Genomic DNA, 19,252 nt, shown 5'->3' with positions numbered 1-19,252 from the left:
AAGGTCAATAGTTTGGCATAAAGTTAATAGCGAAAGAATATAGCCAAATTATTGACGATTAGATGCGTCAAACTTGATTCGCAAATTTTAAAAGTACGTCCAGACTGAGTCGGCGCCAAAAGCCATCAGGTCTATGGAAGTCAACTGAACGTGACACCCCCGGAGAGTCTTCAATGAGCAGTGTTGTTGCCATCGTCAAAAGCATTGTCGGTCAGGTATTTGTAGTCTCCCCTGAGGGTGTACGTCGCGTACTCGTTGAAGGCGATCGCCTGTTCGTGGGTGACCAGATCGACACCGGCCTATCCGGCGCCGTATCGCTTGAGTTGGCTGATGGCCGCACCCTCGATCTGGGCCGAGAAACCCAGTGGAGCGCCAACGCGCCTGACTCCAGCACTGACCTGGCCGAGGCCACTGCGCAGGCAGCGCCGTCGGTAGCCGAACTGCAGCAAGCCATCGCCGCCGGTGTCGACCCGACCACCGCGCTGGACGCCACTGCTGCCGGCCCGAGTGCCGCAGGCACGGGCGGTGCCGCCGGTGGTGGTCACAGCTTCGTCATGCTCGACGCCACCGCTGGCCGCGTTGACCCGACCATTGGTTTCCCGACTGCAGGCATCAACGCTGGCGGACAAGCCGCGCAAAACATCACCGGCGGCCAGACCACCGACACCACCACCAACGCCTTGCGTGATTCGACCCTGAGCCTCAGCGCCACGCCGTCCATCACCGAAGCCGGCGGCGTGCTGGTGTACACCGCGACCCTGACCCAGGCGCCGCTGACCGACCTGACCATCACCCTGTCCAACGGCGCGGTGATTGTGATTCCGGCAGGTGCAACCACTGGCACCGTCAATGTGCCGCTGGCGCCGAACGACACTGTTTATAACGACCCGACCCAGATCGACGTGACCGTCACCGGCACCACCGGCGGCAATGGCATCACCGTGACCCCGCCGACCACTCCGGCCACAACCCAGGTCACTGACACCATCGACACCACCACCGTCACCCTGACGGCCGGGCCGAGTGTCACCGAAGGCGGGCAGATCACTTACACCGCGACCCTGACCAACCCGGCGCAAACCCCGGTGACCGTCACCCTGTCGAACGGCTCGACCATCACCATCGGCGCCGGCCAGACCACCGGCACGGTCAACGTGCCGACCCCGGCCAACGACGTCTATAACAATGGCAGCACCGTCACCACGACGATTACCGGTGCCAGCGGCGGTAACTTCGAAAACCTGGTGCCGAACCCGACGCCAGCGGTGACCACCATCACCGATTCGATCGACACCACCAACCTGACCCTGACCGCCACCGGCACTGTGGTCGAGGGTGGCCAGATCACTTACACCGCGACCCTGACCAACCCGGCGCAAACCCCGGTGACTGTCACCCTGTCGAACGGTTCGACCATCACCATTGAGGCTGGGCAGACCACCGGCACCGTCAACGTGCCGACTGCGGCCAATGACGTCTACAACAATGGCGGCACCGTCAGCACCACCATTACTGGCGCTACCGGCGGCAACTTCGAAAGCCTGGTGCCGAACACCACGCCTGCGACCACCACCGTTACCGACTCGATCGACACCACCAGCGTGAGCCTTACCGCCACCGGTACGGTCGTCGAAGGCGGCCAGATCACTTACACCGCGACGCTGACCAATGCTGCGCAGACTCCGGTGACGATCACCCTGTCGAACGGCTCGACCATCACCATTGACGCCGGCCAGACCACTGGCACCGTCAACGTGCCGACTGCGGCCAACGACGTTTACAACAATGGCAGCACCGTCAGCACCACCATCACCGGTGCTACCGGTGGCAATTTCGAAAATCTGGTGCCGAACACGACGCCAGCGACCACCACCATTACCGACTCGATCGACGACACCAACCTGTCGCTGACGGCAACCGGGACCGTGGCCGAAGGTGGTTCGATCGTTTACACCGCGACCCTGACCAATCCTGCCGGCACACCGGTAACCGTGACCCTGAGCAATGGCTCGGTGATCACCATCGAGGCTGGCAAAACCACTGGCACCGTGACCGTTCCGGCGCCGGCCGATGATGTCTATAAAGACTCAGGCAAAGTCGAAGTCACCATCAAGGATGCAACTGGCGGCAACTTCGAGAATCTGGTGCCTAGCACCGTTCCAGCCGTGACCGAAGTGACCGACACCATCGACACGTCGACCGTGAAACTGACGGCTGACACCTCGGTGGCTGAAGGTGGCACCGTCACTTACACCGCCACCGTCGGTGCGCCGGTGACTGGCTCGCCAGTGATCGTGACCCTGGCCAACGGTCAGAACATCACCATCGAAGTCGGCAAAACCAGCGGCACCGTGACCACCACCGCCCCTAACGATGCGTTGACCGGCAATGCGCCGCTGACCAACTCGATCACCGGTGTTTCCGGTGGTAATTACGAAGATCTGGTTGCCGACAAGACCCCGGTATCGACCACTGTTACCGATGTCGCCGACACCACCGACCTGTCGCTGAGCGCCACCGGTTCCGTGGCCGAGGGTGGTTCGATCGTTTACACCGCGACGCTGACCAATCCGGCCGGCACGCCAGTCACCGTGACCCTGTCGAATGGCTCGGTGATCACCATCGAAGCGGGTAAAACCACTGGCACCGTGACCGTTCCAGCGCCATCTGATGACGTTTACAAAGACGCCGGCAAAGTCGAAGTCACCATCAAGGATGTGTCTGGCGGTAATTTCGAGAACCTGGTCCCGAGCACCACGCCAGCCGTGACCGACGTCACTGATACCATCGACACGTCGACCGTAAAGCTGACGGCTGACACCTCGGTCGCTGAAGGCGGCACCGTCACTTACACCGCCACTGTCGGCGCGCCGGTGACCGGCTCGCCTGTTGTCGTGACCTTGGCCAATGGTCAAAACATCACCATTGAAGTCGGCAAAACCACCGGCACCGTGACGACCATTGCACCGAACGATGCGTTGACCGGCCACGCGCCGATTACCAATGCGATCACGGGCGTGAGCGGCGGCAATTACGAAGACCTCGTTGCCGACAAAACCCCGGTCAGCACCACCGTCACCGACACCACTGACACCACCGACCTGACGCTGAGCGCGACGGGCACCGTGGCTGAAGGTGGCCAGATCAGCTACACCGCGACCCTGACCAACGCCGCAGGCTCGCCTGTCACCGTTACCCTGTCGAACGGTTCGGTGATCACCATCGAGGCTGGCAAAACCACTGGCACCGTGACCGTTCCGGCGCCCGCCGATGACGTCTATAAAGACGCTGGCAAAGTCGAAGTCACGATCAAGGACGCGACTGGCGGCAACTTCGAGAACCTGGTGCCGAGCACCGTTCCTGCCGTCACCGACGTGACCGATACCGTTGATACCTCGACGGTGAAACTGACCGCCACCGAGACGGCCGCTGAAGGTGGCACCGTCACCTACACCGCCACTGTCGGCGCCCCAGTGACCGGTTCGCCTGTGGTCGTGACTCTGGCCAATGGTCAGAACATCACTATCGAAGTCGGCAAAACCACCGGCACCGTGACGACCATTGCACCGAACGATGCGTTGACCGGCCACGCGCCGATTACCAATGCGATCACGGGCGTGAGCGGCGGCAATTACGAAGACCTCGTTGCCGACAAAACCCCGGTCAGCACCACCGTCACCGACACCACTGACACCACCGACCTGACGCTGAGCGCGACGGGCACCGTGGCTGAAGGCGGCCAGATCACCTACACCGCGACCCTGACCAACGCCGCAGGTTCGCCTGTCACCGTAACCCTGTCGAACGGTTCGGTGATCACCATCGAGGCGGGTAAAACCACTGGCACCGTGACCGTTCCGGCGCCCGCCGATGACGTCTATAAAGACGCTGGCAAAGTCGAAGTCACCATCAAGGACGCGACTGGCGGCAACTTCGAGAACCTGGTGCCAAGCACCGTTCCGGCTGTCACTGACGTAACCGATACCATCGACACCTCGACGGTCAAACTGACCGCCACCGAGACGGCCGCTGAAGGTGGCACCGTCACCTATACCGCCACTGTCGGCGCCCCAGTGACCGGTTCGCCTGTGGTCGTGACTCTGGCCAATGGTCAGAACATCACTATCGAAGTCGGCAAAACCACCGGCACCGTGACGACCATTGCACCGAACGATGCGTTGACCGGCCACGCGCCGATTACCAATGCGATCACGGGCGTGAGCGGCGGCAATTACGAAGACCTCGTTGCCGACAAAACCCCGGTCAGCACCACCGTCACCGACACCACTGACACCACCGACCTGACGCTGAGCGCGACGGGCACCGTGGCTGAAGGTGGCCAGATCACCTACACCGCGACCCTGACCAACGCCGCAGGTTCGCCTGTCACCGTTACCCTGTCGAACGGTTCGGTGATCACCATCGAGGCGGGTAAAACCACTGGCACCGTGACCGTTCCGGCGCCCGCCGATGACGTCTATAAAGACGCTGGCAAAGTCGAAGTCACCATCAAGGATGTGTCTGGCGGTAATTTCGAGAACCTGGTCCCGAGCACCACGCCAGCCGTGACCGACGTCACTGATACCATCGACACGTCGACCGTAAAGCTGACGGCTGACACCTCGGTCGCTGAAGGCGGCACCGTCACTTACACCGCCACTGTCGGCGCGCCGGTGACCGGCTCGCCTGTTGTCGTGACCTTGGCCAATGGTCAAAACATCACCATTGAAGTCGGCAAAACCACCGGCACCGTGACGACCATTGCACCGAACGATGCGTTGACCGGCCACGCGCCGATTACCAATGCGATCACGGGCGTGAGCGGCGGCAATTACGAAGACCTCGTTGCCGACAAAACCCCGGTCAGCACCACCGTCACCGACACCACTGACACCACCGACCTGACGCTGAGCGCGACGGGCACCGTGGCTGAAGGTGGCCAGATCAGCTACACCGCGACCCTGACCAACGCCGCAGGCTCGCCTGTCACCGTTACCCTGTCGAACGGTTCGGTGATCACCATCGAGGCTGGCAAAACCACTGGCACCGTGACCGTTCCGGCGCCCGCCGATGACGTCTATAAAGACGCTGGCAAAGTCGAAGTCACGATCAAGGACGCGACTGGCGGCAACTTCGAGAACCTGGTGCCGAGCACCGTTCCTGCCGTCACCGACGTGACCGATACCGTTGATACCTCGACGGTGAAACTGACCGCCACCGAGACGGCCGCTGAAGGTGGCACCGTCACCTACACCGCCACTGTCGGCGCCCCAGTGACCGGTTCGCCTGTGGTCGTGACTCTGGCCAATGGTCAAAACATCACCATTGAAGTCGGCAAAACCACCGGCACCGTGACGACCATTGCACCGAACGATGCGTTGACCGGCCACGCGCCGATTACCAATGCGATCACGGGCGTGAGCGGCGGCAATTACGAAGACCTCGTTGCCGACAAAACCCCGGTCAGCACCACCGTCACCGACACCACTGACACCACCGACCTGACGCTGAGCGCGACGGGCACCGTGGCTGAAGGTGGCCAGATCAGCTACACCGCGACCCTGACCAACGCCGCAGGCTCGCCTGTCACCGTTACCCTGTCGAACGGTTCGGTGATCACCATCGAGGCTGGCAAAACCACTGGCACCGTGACCGTTCCGGCGCCCGCCGATGACGTCTATAAAGACGCTGGCAAAGTCGAAGTCACGATCAAGGACGCGACTGGCGGCAACTTCGAGAACCTGGTGCCGAGCACCGTTCCTGCCGTCACCGACGTGACCGATACCGTTGATACCTCGACGGTGAAACTGACCGCCACCGAGACGGCCGCTGAAGGTGGCACCGTCACCTACACCGCCACTGTCGGCGCCCCAGTGACCGGTTCGCCTGTGGTCGTGACTCTGGCCAATGGTCAGAACATCACTATCGAAGTCGGCAAAACCACCGGCACCGTGACGACCATTGCACCTAACGATGCGCTGACTGGCCACACGCCCCTGACCAACGTGATTACTGACGTGAGCGGTGGTAACTACGAGAACCTCGTTGCCGACAAGACCCCGGTTTCGACCACTGTTACTGACACTGTCGACACCACCAACCTGTCGCTCACTGCGACTGGCACCGTGGCTGAAGGCGGTTCGATTGTTTACACCGCGACCCTGACCAACCCGGCTGGCACGCCAGTCACTGTGACCCTGAGCAACGGCTCGGTGATCACCATCGAGGCCGGCAAAACCACTGGCACCGTGACCGTTCCAGCGCCAGCTGATGACGTCTACAAAGACGCCGGCAAGGTCGAAGTCACTATCAAGGATGCTACCGGCGGCAACTTCGAGAACCTGGTGCCAAGCACCGTTCCTGCCGTCACCGACGTGACCGATACCGTTGATACCTCTACGGTCAAACTGACCGCCACCGAGTCGGCGGCTGAAGGTGGCACCGTCACCTACACCGCCACTGTCGGTGCTCCAGTGACGGGTTCTCCGGTTGTAGTGACTCTGGCCAACGGCCAGAACATCACCATCGAGGTCGGCAAAACCAGCGGCACCGTGACCACCACCGCGCCAAACGATGCGCTGACGGGCCAAGCTCCGCTGACCAACTCGATCACCAACGTTTCCGGCGGCAATTACGAAAACCTCGTTGCCGACAAAACCCCGGTCAGCACCACCGTCACCGACACCACTGACACCACCGACCTGACGCTGAGCGCGACGGGCACCGTGGCTGAAGGCGGTTCAATTGTTTACACCGCGACCCTGACAAATCCGGCCGGCACGCCAGTCACTGTGACCCTGAGCAACGGCTCGGTGATCACCATCGAAGCGGGCAAAACTACCGGCACCGTGACCGTTGCGGCGCCTGCCGATGATGTCTACAAAGACGCCGGCAAGGTCGAAGTCACCATCAAGGACGCCACCGGTGGCAACTTCGAGAACCTGGTGCCAAGCACCACGCCAGCCGTGACCGAAGTCACTGACACCATCGACACCTCGACCGTGAAGCTGACGGCCGACACCACGGTCGCTGAAGGCGGCACCGTCACCTACACCGCCACTGTTGGCGCTCCGGTGACCGGTTCGCCTGTGGTCGTGACCCTGGCCAATGGTCAGAGCATTACCATCGAAGTCGGCAAGACCACCGGCACTGTGACCTTCACCGCGCCGAACGATGCGTTGACCGGTCAAGCGTCGCTGGGTAATTCGATTACGGGTGTAAGCGGCGGTAACTACGAAAACCTGGTGGCCGACAAGACCCCGGTTTCGACTTCGGTCACTGACACCGTCGACACCACTGACCTGTCGCTCAGCGCCACCAACTCGGTCGCCGAGGGCGGTTCGATCATCTACACCGCGACGCTGACCAACCCGGCTGGCTCGCCAGTGACTGTGAACCTGTCGAACGGCTCGGTCATTACCATCGAGGCCGGTAAAACCACCGGCACCGTGACTGTCGCTGCGCCAGCCGATGACGTCTACAAAGACGCCGGCAAAGTCGAAGTCACCATCAAGGACGCCACCGGCGGCGACTTCGAGAATCTGGTACCAAGCACTGTCCCGGCCGTGACCGAAGTCACTGATACCGTCGACACTACCACCGTCAAACTGACCGCCACCGAGTCAGCGGCTGAAGGTGGCACCGTTACTTACACCGCCACCGTAGGCGCTCCAGTCACCGGTTCGCCGGTCGTCGTGACCTTGGCCAACGGCCAGAACATCACCATCGAAATCGGCAAAACCATCGGCACCGTGACCACCACTGCGCCGAACGATGCGTTGAACGGCCACACCCCGCTGACCAATGCGATCACTGACGTAAGCGGCGGTAACTACGAGAATCTGGTTGCCGACAAGACTCCGGTTTCGACCACTGTTACTGACACTGTCGACACCACCAACCTGTCGCTGACTGCGACCGACACCGTGGCCGAAGGCGGTTCGATCGTTTACACCGCAACACTGACCAATCCGGCCGGCACGCCAGTCACCGTGACCCTGTCCAACGGCGCCGTGATCACCATTGAGGCGGGTAAAACCACTGGCACCGTCACCGTCGCTGCGCCCGCCGATGACGTCTATAAAGACGCCGGCAAAGTTGAAGTCACGATCAAGGACGCCACTGGCGGCAACTTCGAGAACCTCGTTCCGAGCACCAACCCAGCCGTTACCGACGTCTCTGACACCATCGACACTTCGACGGTCAAACTGACCGCCACCGAGTCGGCGGCTGAAGGTGGCACCGTCACCTACACCGCCACGGTCGGTGCGCCAGTCACTGGCTCGCCAGTTGTGGTGACCTTGGCCAACGGTCAGAACATCACCATCGAAGTGGGTAAAACCACCGGCACCGTGACCACTACCGCGCCAAACGATGCGCTCACTGGCCACGCTCCGCTGACCAACGCGATCACTGACGTTTCCGGCGGCAATTACGAAAACCTCGTGGCCGATAAAACTCCGGTCAGCACCACCGTCACCGATACTGTCGACACCACCAACCTGTCGCTGAGCGGCACCGGTTCTGTGGATGAAGGCGGCCAGATCACCTACACCGCGACCCTGACCAATGCCGCTGGCTCGCCGGTCACCGTGACTCTGTCGAACGGTGCCGTGATCACCATCGACGCCGGCAAAACCACCGGCACCGTCACCGTCGATGCGCCGAAAGATGACGTCTACAAAGATGCCGGCACCGTTGAAGCGACCATCAAAGGCGCGACCGGTGGCGACTTCGAAAACCTGGTCACCAATACCGCCCCGGCGGTCACCACCGTCAACGACACCATCGACACCTCCACCGTGTCGCTGACCGCCACGGCGAACGTCGCCGAAGGCGAAACCGTGGTCTACACCGCGACCGTGACCGCACCCGTGACGGGTTCACCGGTTGTCGTGACCCTGTCCAACGGCCAGACCATCACCATTGCCGTCGGTGAAACCACCGGCTCGGTGAACTTCGTTGCGCCGAACAGCCCATTGGCCGGCGGCAGCTCGCTGAGCGTGACCATCGACGGCGCCACTGGCGGCAACTACGAAAAACTGGCAGTCGACGGCAAGTCCGCCGACACCGCGGTTTCGGACACCACCGACACCACCAACCTGAATCTGACCGCGACCGATTCGGTGGCTGAAGGCGGGTCGATCGTTTACACCGCGACGCTGACCAACCCGGCCGGCACCCCGGTAACCGTGACGCTGTCGAACGGTTCGGTGATCACCATCGAAGCGGGCAAAACCACCGGCACCGTGACCGTTCCTGCGCCTGCCGATGACGTCTACAAAGACGCCGGCAAGGTCGAAGTGACGATCAAGGATGCAACAGGCGGTAACTTCGAGAACCTCGTTCCGAGCACCGTGCCGGCCGTGACCAACGTCACCGACACCATCGATACCACCGCCGTCAAACTCACCGCGACCGAGTCGGCGGCTGAGGGCAGTACCGTTACCTACACTGCTACCGTCGGCGCGCCAGTCACCGGTTCGCCTGTGGTTGTGACACTGGCCAACGGTCAGACCATTACCATCGGCGTCGGCCAGACCACCGGCACCGCGACCACCACCGCGCCGAACGATGCATTGACCGGCCACGCGCCGATCACCAATGCGATCACCGAGGTAAGCGGCGGCAACTTCGAAAATCTGGTGGCTGACAAAACGCCGGTTTCGACCAATGTCACCGACACCGTCGACACCACCAACCTGTCGCTCAGCGCGACCGGTTCCGTCACCGAAGGCGGTTCGATCGTTTACACCGCAACCTTGACCAACGCCGCAGGCTCACCAGTCACCGTGACCCTGTCCAACGGCGCCGTGATCACTATCGAGGCTGGTAAAACCACTGGCACCGTGACCGTTCCAGCACCGGCTGACGACGTATACAAAGACGCGGGCAAAGTTGAAGCGACGATTTCGACTGCCACCGGTGGCAACTTCGAAAATCTGGTGCCGAGCAATGTTCCGGCTGTGACCGAAGTCACCGACACCATCGACACCACCACCGTCAAACTGACCGCCACCGAGTCGGCGGCTGAAGGCGGTAATGTCGTCTACACCGCCACTGTCGGCGCGCCGGTGACCGGTTCGCCGGTGGTCGTGACCCTGGCCAACGGTCAGACCATTACCATCGGCGTAGGCCAGACCACAGGCACCGCCACCACCACCGCGCCGAACGACGCATTGACCGGCCACGCGCCGATCACCAATGCGATCACTGAGGTAAGCGGCGGCAACTTCGAAAATCTGGTAGCTGACAAAACGCCGGTTTCGACCAATGTCACCGACACCGTCGACACCACCAACCTGTCGCTCAGCGCGACCGGTTCCGTCACCGAAGGCGGTTCGATCGTTTACACCGCAACCTTGACCAACGCCGCAGGCTCACCAGTCACCGTGACCCTGTCCAACGGCGCCGTGATCACTATCGAGGCTGGTAAAACCACTGGCACCGTGACCGTTCCAGCACCGGCTGACGACGTATACAAAGACGCGGGCAAAGTTGAAGCGACGATTTCGACTGCCACCGGTGGCAACTTCGAAAATCTGGTGCCGAGCAATGTTCCGGCTGTGACCGAAGTCACCGACACCATCGACACCACCACCGTCAAACTGACCGCCACCGAGTCGGCGGCTGAAGGCGGTAATGTCGTCTACACCGCCACTGTCGGCGCGCCGGTGACCGGTTCGCCGGTGGTCGTGACCCTGGCCAACGGTCAGACCATTACCATCGGCGTAGGCCAGACCACAGGCACCGCCACCACCACCGCGCCGAACGACGCATTGACCGGCCACGCGCCGATCACCAATGCGATCACTGAGGTAAGCGGCGGCAACTTCGAAAATCTGGTAGCTGACAAAACGCCGGTTTCGACCAATGTCACCGACACCGTCGACACCACCAACCTGTCGCTCAGCGCGACCGGTTCCGTCACCGAAGGCGGTTCGATCGTTTACACCGCAACCTTGACCAACGCCGCAGGCTCACCAGTCACCGTGACCCTGTCCAACGGCGCCGTGATCACTATCGAGGCTGGTAAAACCACTGGCACCGTGACCGTTCCAGCACCGGCTGACGACGTATACAAAGACGCGGGCAAAGTTGAAGCGACGATTTCGACTGCCACCGGTGGCAACTTCGAAAATCTGGTGCCGAGCAATGTTCCGGCTGTGACCGAAGTCACCGACACCATCGACACCACCACCGTCAAACTGACCGCCACCGAGTCGGCGGCTGAAGGCGGTAATGTCGTCTACACCGCCACTGTCGGCGCGCCGGTGACCGGTTCGCCGGTGGTCGTGACCCTGGCCAACGGTCAGACCATTACCATCGGCGTAGGCCAGACCACAGGCACCGCCACCACCACCGCGCCGAACGACGCATTGACCGGCCACGCGCCGATCACCAATGCGATCACTGAGGTAAGCGGCGGCAACTTCGAAAATCTGGTGGCTGACAAAACGCCGGTTTCGACCAATGTCACCGACACCGTCGACACCACCAACCTGTCGCTCAGCGCGACCGGTTCCGTCACCGAAGGCGGTTCGATCGTTTACACCGCAACCTTGACCAACGCCGCAGGCTCACCAGTCACCGTGACCCTGTCCAACGGCGCCGTGATCACTATCGAGGCTGGTAAAACCACTGGCACCGTGACCGTTCCAGCACCGGCTGACGACGTATACAAAGACGCGGGCAAAGTTGAAGCGACGATTTCGACTGCCACCGGTGGCAACTTCGAAAATCTGGTGCCGAGCAATGTTCCGGCTGTGACCGAAGTCACCGACACCATCGACACCACCACCGTCAAACTGACCGCCACCGAGTCGGCGGCTGAAGGCGGTAATGTCGTCTACACCGCCACTGTCGGCGCGCCGGTGACCGGTTCGCCGGTGGTCGTGACCCTGGCCAACGGTCAGACCATTACCATCGGCGTAGGCCAGACCACAGGCACCGCCACCACCACCGCGCCGAACGACGCATTGACCGGCCACGCGCCGATCACCAATGCGATCGCTGAGGTCAGCGGTGGCAATTACGAGAATCTGGTGGCCGACAAGACCCCGGTTTCGACCACGGTCACTGACACCGTCGACACCACCAACCTTTCGCTCAGCGCGACCGGCACCGTGGCCGAGGGCGGTTCGATTGTTTACACCGCAACCTTGACCAACCCAGCGGGTTCGCCAGTTACCGTAACCCTGTCGAACGGCGCGGTGATTACCATCGACGCCGGCAAAACCACTGGCACCGTGTCCGTTCCAGCGCCAGCCGATGATGTCTACAAAGACGCCGGCAAGGTTGAAGCGACGATCTCGACTGCAACGGGCGGCAATTTCGAAAATCTGGTGCCGAGCACTGTTCCGGCTGTGACCGAAGTCACCGATACCATCGACACCTCAACCGTCAAACTCACGGCTGATACGTCGGTAGCTGAAGGCGGCACCGTCACTTACACCGCCACTGTCGGCGGGCCGGTGACCGGCTCGCCGGTTGTCGTGACCCTGGCAAACGGCCAGAACATCACCATCGAAGTCGGCAAAACCACCGGCACCGTAACCTTCACCGCACCGAACGATGCGCTGACCGGCCAAGCGCCGCTGACCAACTCGATCACGGGTGTCACTGGCGGCAACTACGAAAATCTCGTGGCCGACAAAACACCGGTCAGCACCACCGTGACCGACACCGTCGACACCACCAACCTGTCGCTGACTGCGACCGGTTCTGTGGCTGAGGGCGGCTCGATCATCTACACCGCTACATTGACCAACGCTGCCGGCTCGCCAGTCACCGTGACCCTGTCCAACGGCGCCGTGATTACCATCGACGCCGGCAAAACCACTGGCACCGTGTCCGTTCCAGCGCCAGCCGATGATGTCTACAAAGACGCCGGCAAGGTTGAAGCGACGATCTCGACTGCAACGGGCGGCAACTTCGAGAACCTGGTGCCTAGCACCGTACCGGCAGTGACCAACGTCACCGACACCATCGACACCACCACTGTGAAACTGACGGCGACAGAGTCGGCAGCTGAAGGTGGCAACGTCACCTACACCGCCACTGTCGGCGCACCAGTCACCGGCTCGCCGGTTGTCGTTACCCTGGCCAACGGTCAGACGATCACCATCGGCGTAGGCCAGACCACCGGTACCGCGACCACCACGGCGCCAAACGACGCATTGACTGGCCACGCACCGCTGGCCAACTCGATCACTGAAGTAACAGGTGGCAACTTCGAGAACCTGGTGGCCGACAAGACCCCGGTTTCGACCAATGTCACCGACACTGTCGACACCACCAACCTGTCGCTGAGCGCGACCGGTAGCGTGGCCGAGGGTGGCTCGATTGTTTACACCGCAACGCTGACCAACGCTGCCGGCTCGCCAGTGACCGTGACGCTGAGCAACGGCGCCGTGATCACAATCGACGCCGGCAAAACCACCGGCACCGTGACCGTTCCAGCTCCTGCTGACGACGTCTACAAAGATGCCGGCACCGTACAAGCAACCATCAGCACCGCTACCGGTGGCAACTTCGAAAACCTGGTGCCAAGCACGACTCCGGCTATCACCAGCGTTACCGATACCATCGACACCACCACCGTGAAACTGACGGCAACGGCTACTGCGGCAGAGGGCGGCAATGTCGTCTACACCGCAACCGTCGGTGCACCAGTAACCGGTTCGCCAGTCGTGGTAACCCTGTCGAACGGTCAGACCATCACCATTGGAGTCGGCCAGACCACTGGCACCGCAACCACTACCGCACCAAACGACGTATTGACCGGTCACGCACCGCTAACCAACGCGATCACCGACGTCAGCGGCGGTAACTACGAAAACCTCGTGGCGGATAAGACGCCGGTCAGCACTACGGTGACCGACACTGTCGACACCACCAACCTGTCGCTCAGCGCTACCAATTCGGTCGCTGAAGGTGGTTCGATTGTTTACACCGCGACCCTGACCAATGCGGCTGGTTCGCCAGTGACCGTGACGCTGTCGAACGGCGCCGTGATCACCATCGACGCCGGCAAAACCACCGGCACCGTGACCGTTCCAGCCCCGGCCGACGACGTCTACAAAGATGCCGGCACCGTACAGGCGACGATCAGCAACGCCACTGGTGGCAGCTTCGAAAACCTGGTGCCGAGCACAACACCGGCCATCACTAGCGTTACCGATACCATCGACACCACCACTGTGAAACTGACAGCTACCGGCACAGCGACGGAAGGCGGCAACGTCGTCTACACCGCGACCGTCGGTGCTCCGGTGACCGGTTCGCCTTTGGTTGTAACGCTGGCCAACGGTCAGACCATCACCATCGGCGTAGGACAGACCATCGGCACCGCGACCACCACGGCGCCAAACGACGCACTGACTGGTCATGCGCCGCTGACCAACTCGATTACCAATGTGACTGGCGGCAACTACGAAAACCTCGTGGCCGACAAAACCCCGGTATCGACCAACGTGACCGACACTGTCGACACGACCAATCTGTCGCTCAGCGCTACCAATTCGGTCGCTGAAGGTGGTTCGATTGTTTACACCGCAACGCTGACCAACGCGGCTGGTTCGCCAGTGACCGTGACGCTGTCGAACGGCGCCGTGATCACCATCGACGCCGGCAAAACCACCGGAACCGTGACCGTTCCGGCACCGGCTGACGACGTCTATAAAGACGCCGGCACCGTCCAGGCAACGATCAGCACCGCCACCGGTGGCAACTTCGAAAACCTCGTGCCAAGCACCACGCCGGCAATCACCAGCGTTACCGATACCATCGACACCACCACGGTGAAACTGACCGCGACCGCCACTGCCGCTGAAGGCGGTAACGTCGTCTACACCGCAACTGTCGGCGCGCCAGTGACGGGCTCGCCAGTCGTGGTAAGCCTGTCGAACGGTCAGACCATCACCATCGGCGTCGGCCAGACCACGGGCACCGCGACCACCACTGCGCCTAACGACGCATTGACCGGCCATGCACCGCTGACCAACTCGATCACCAATGTGACTGGCGGCAACTACGAGAACCTCGTGGCCGACAAAACGCCGGTTTCGACCACCGTCACCGATACCGTCGACACCACCAACCTATCGCTGTCCGCGACCGGCACCGTGGCCGAAGGTGGTCAGATCACTTACACCGCTACGCTGACCAACGCCGCTGGCTCGCCAGTCACCGTGACCCTGAGCAACGGCTCGGTGATCACCATCGACGCGGGTAAAACCAGCGGCACCGTGACCGTTCCAGCACCAACTGACGACGTCTACAAAGACGCCGGCACCGTGCAGGCGACCATCACCGGCACCAGCGGCGGCAGCTTCGAAAATCTGGTGACCAGCAACACGCCAGCCGTGACCAACGTCACCGACACGGTCGACACCACCACCGTCAGCATCACTGGCAGCAGCTCGGTGACCGAAGGCCAGACCGCCAGCTACACGGTCAGCCTGAACCACCCGGCGCAAACCGAAGTGACCCTGAAAATCGTCTACAGCGGCACCGCCGCCGACGGTTCGGACTTCACCGGCGTGTACACCGTGAAGATCCCGGCCGGTGCGAGCAGCGCGCAGTTCAATGTCGCGACCATCGATGACAAGATCACCGAAGGCACCGAAAACTTCGTGGTCAAGATCGATTCCGCCACCGGCGGCAACTTCGAAAACCTCGCGGTCAGCAGCACCAACGGCAGCGTCAGTACCTCGATCATCGACAACGATGCGCCGCCGGTGCTCGACCTGGATGCCAACAACTCCAGCGGCGCCACCGGTGCCGACTACAAGGTGACCTTCACCGAAAACACCCCGGGCGCGGGTGTGTCGATTGCCGACACTGACATCAGCATCACTGACCCGGACAGCACCATGCTCACCGGTGCCACTGTGGTCCTGACCAACCGTCAGGACGGCGATGCGCTGAACCTGGGCAACAGCGTCAACGGCATCACCATCAATGCCAACAGCACCAACGGCACCGTCACGCTGACGCTGTCCGGTAACGCGACGCTGGCCGACTACATGCAGGCCATCAAGAACATCAGCTTCACCAACGGCAGCGAAAACCCGAGCACCGTGCCGCGCATCATCACGGTGACCGTGACCGACGGCGGCAATTACTCCAACACCGCGACCACCACGGTCAACGTGGTGGCGGTCAACGACGCTCCGGTGGCAGCGCCAAGCAACGTCACTGGCACCGAAGACACTCCGCTGGTGCTCGGCTGGTCGACCTTCGGCGTGACCGACGTCGACAGCCCGGCCAGCAGCCTCGGCATCAAAATCACTCAGCTGCCGGGCGAAGGCAAACTGCAGTATCTGGACGGTTCGACCTGGAAAGACGTCGCCAACAACCAGACCTTCAGCAAGGCTGACATCGACGCGGGCAAGCTGCGCTTCCTGCCGGATGCCAACGAGTCGGGGGTCAACGGTTACGGCGGCAGCGGTCTGGGCAACAACCAGGCGGACTACGCACAGATCAAATTCCAGCCAACCGACGGCCAACTGCTGGGCAACACCGGCACCGTGAAGATCGACATCACGCCAGTGGCGGACGCGCCGACCGTGAGCGTGGCCGACAACAGCGTGAAGTCCACCGGGCTGATCAAGGAAGTCTGGACCGGCCTGGCGGGTCTGGGCACCAACGGCAATGGCGCGGATTCGACCACGTTGAAAAACGTCATCGACGGCGCCGGCAAACCGAACTCCAGCGGCTCGGTGACCAATGTGCAGTCCGACGGTAGCGTTGCGGCGGGCACGGCATCGAAGACGTCAGGCCTGATTTATCTGGAAGCCGGCAAAACCTACACCTTCAGCGGTATTGCCGATGACAGTTTGTTGATCACGATCGGCGGCAAGAGTGTGGCTTCGGGTACCTGGGGCGCGGGCGGCGCCATCAATGGCTCGTTCACCCCTACCACCAGCGGCTACTACACCCTGGACATCTACCACCACAACCAGAGCGGCCCGGGCAGCTACGACGTCAACCTGTCGGTCAATGGCAGCACGCCGATCGACCTGAGCAGCGCCGGCGTGCCGATCTACACCGGCGTGCAGGATCTGATCAATTCGGGCGTGACCGTCTCCGATCTGCACGGCAGCAACGGCGAAGGCTATTACGACGGCTACAAACTCAATACCGGCGCCGAAGGCACCACGGTGAAACTCTCGGCAATCACCACCGCACTGACTGACACCGACGGCTCGGAAACCCTGAGCGTGAAGATCAGCGGCGCACCGGTCGGCTCGGTGCTCAGCGATGGCGCGGGTCACACCTTCACCGTCACTGCCAGCAGCGGCGACGCCAACGTCACTGGCTGGAACCTCGGCAGCCTGACCGTAACGCCACCGCCGTACTACAACGGCCAATTCAACCTGACCGTGACCTCGACCTCCACCGAGATGGTCGGCGGCTCGGCCAGCAGCACCGCGACCATTCCGGTCAGCGTGGTGCCGGCGGTCTACAACGCCGTGGTTGCGACGTCGGGCGACGACACCGTCACCGGCACCGATGGCAACGACATAATCGTCGCCGACATCGGCGGCCTGACCGTGGTCCCGGGCACCAACTACAACATCGCGTTCATGGTCGACAGCTCCGGCAGCATGAGCAGTTCGTCGCTCAACGCCGCCAAAGACTCGCTGACGTCGGTGTTCAACAGTCTCAAGCAGAGCCTGGGCGGCAGCAATTCGGGCACGGTGAACATTTTCCTCGTCGACTTCGATACCCAGGTCAACAAGTCGGTGTCGGTGAACCTCAACGACCCGAACGCGCTGACGCAACTCAAAGCGGTACTGGACTCGATGGCCTCCGGCGGCGGCACCAACTACGAGGACGTGTTCAAGACCACGGCCAACTGGTTCCAGAGCGCTGACGCTGTGGCCAACACCGGCGCGAAGAACCTTACGTACTTCATCACCGACGGCCAGCCGACCTATTACCAGAGCGGCGAGCAGACCAACCCGACGCTGTACGGCAACGTGAAGCTCGACGATGTGGTGAAAACCAGCAACTACAAGCCGGGCGACACCTTCAGCACTTACATCGACAATACCCACGCGTTGACGATCAACAGCGCCGGCACCGTGACCCTGCAAACCTACACTTCGTGGTGGGGCTGGAGCAGCTCTAATCTGGGCACCATCCACGCGCAGGGCGACGGCACTTATGAGTTGTCGAGTCTGGCGGGTACCGGTAACAGCACCAACTCGTCAACGACCAGCAACTCGACCAGTGGTTTTGCCTTGCTCAACGGTCTGTCGAACGTCGAGGCTATCGGACTGAACAACGATGTCAGCCTCAACGATCTGAAGCCGTACGATACGGATAAAACGCCGCAGACCAACATTGATCCGAAGGATCTGGCCAACTCGATCATCGGCCACACCGAAGCGACGCTGCCGGGCAACGACACCGTCAGCGGTGGCGACGGCAATGACATCCTGTTCGGCGATCTGGTCAGCTTCAACGGCATTGCCGGCGAGGGTTATCAGGCGATGCAGGCGTTCGTTGCCAAAGAAACCGGGGTCGATGTCAGCAAAGTCACCACCAGCAACGTGCACCAGTACATCACCGAGCACTATCAGGCGTTCGATGTCTCCGGCGCGCACGATGGTAACGACACCCTGCTGGGCGGCGCGGGCAATGACATCCTGTTCGGCTCGGGCGGCAACGATTTGCTCGATGGCGGCAAAGGTAATGACATCCTGCTCGGCGGCACCGGCAACGACACGCTGATCGGCGGTCAGGGTAATGACATCCTCATCGGTGGTTCGGGTGCCGACACCTTCGTCTGGAAGGCGGGCGACACCGGCAACGACGTGATCAAGGACTTCAAGGCCAGCGAAGGTGACCGCATCGATCTGCGTGATCTGCTGCAGGGCGAGACCGGCAGCACCATCGACAACTTCCTGAAGATCACCACGGTCGACGGCACGTCGTCGCTGCAAGTCAGCTCGGCGGGCAAGTTCAACTCCGGCGACGCTGCGGCGGCAACCCCGGACGTGACGATCAAACTGGAAGGCAACAACTGGTCGAGCGCCAACATTCACAACCTGATTGCCGGCAGCGACCCGACCATCAAGGTCGACCACAACAACAGCTGATAGTGAACAAAACGGCCGCCCCGATGGGGCGGCCGTCACGTTTGTGCTGACCGGACCGGTGACGATCGCGTCGCCGCACCGCATACTCGCGCACAGTTGGCTATGCTGCTGACAGCATGACGCTGGTTCATTTCTGAGGG

1 protein-coding gene is annotated in these 19,252 nt (G+C 61.8%); it reads left to right on the top strand.

Annotated features, from left to right (window positions below; all coding sequences use genetic code 11):
- Positions 1–173: 173 nt before the first annotated feature.
- A complete protein-coding gene (locus J0G10_RS01705) occupies positions 174–19,112 on the top strand; it encodes an immunoglobulin-like domain-containing protein (RefSeq protein WP_220557258.1) in 18,939 nt (6,312 codons plus the stop codon).
- Positions 19,113–19,252: the final 140 nt, after the last annotated feature.

It is taken from the genome of Pseudomonas germanica, from assembly GCF_019614655.1.
Lineage (GTDB): Bacteria > Pseudomonadota > Gammaproteobacteria > Pseudomonadales > Pseudomonadaceae > Aquipseudomonas > Aquipseudomonas neuropathica.
This window is presented reverse-complemented; position numbering and strand designations above follow the sequence as displayed.

Coding starts and splice junctions, on each gene's coding strand:
- J0G10_RS01705 (WP_220557258.1), top strand. CDS start 174: ATGAGCAGTGTTGTTGCCATCGTCAAAAGCATTGTCGGTCAGGTATTT.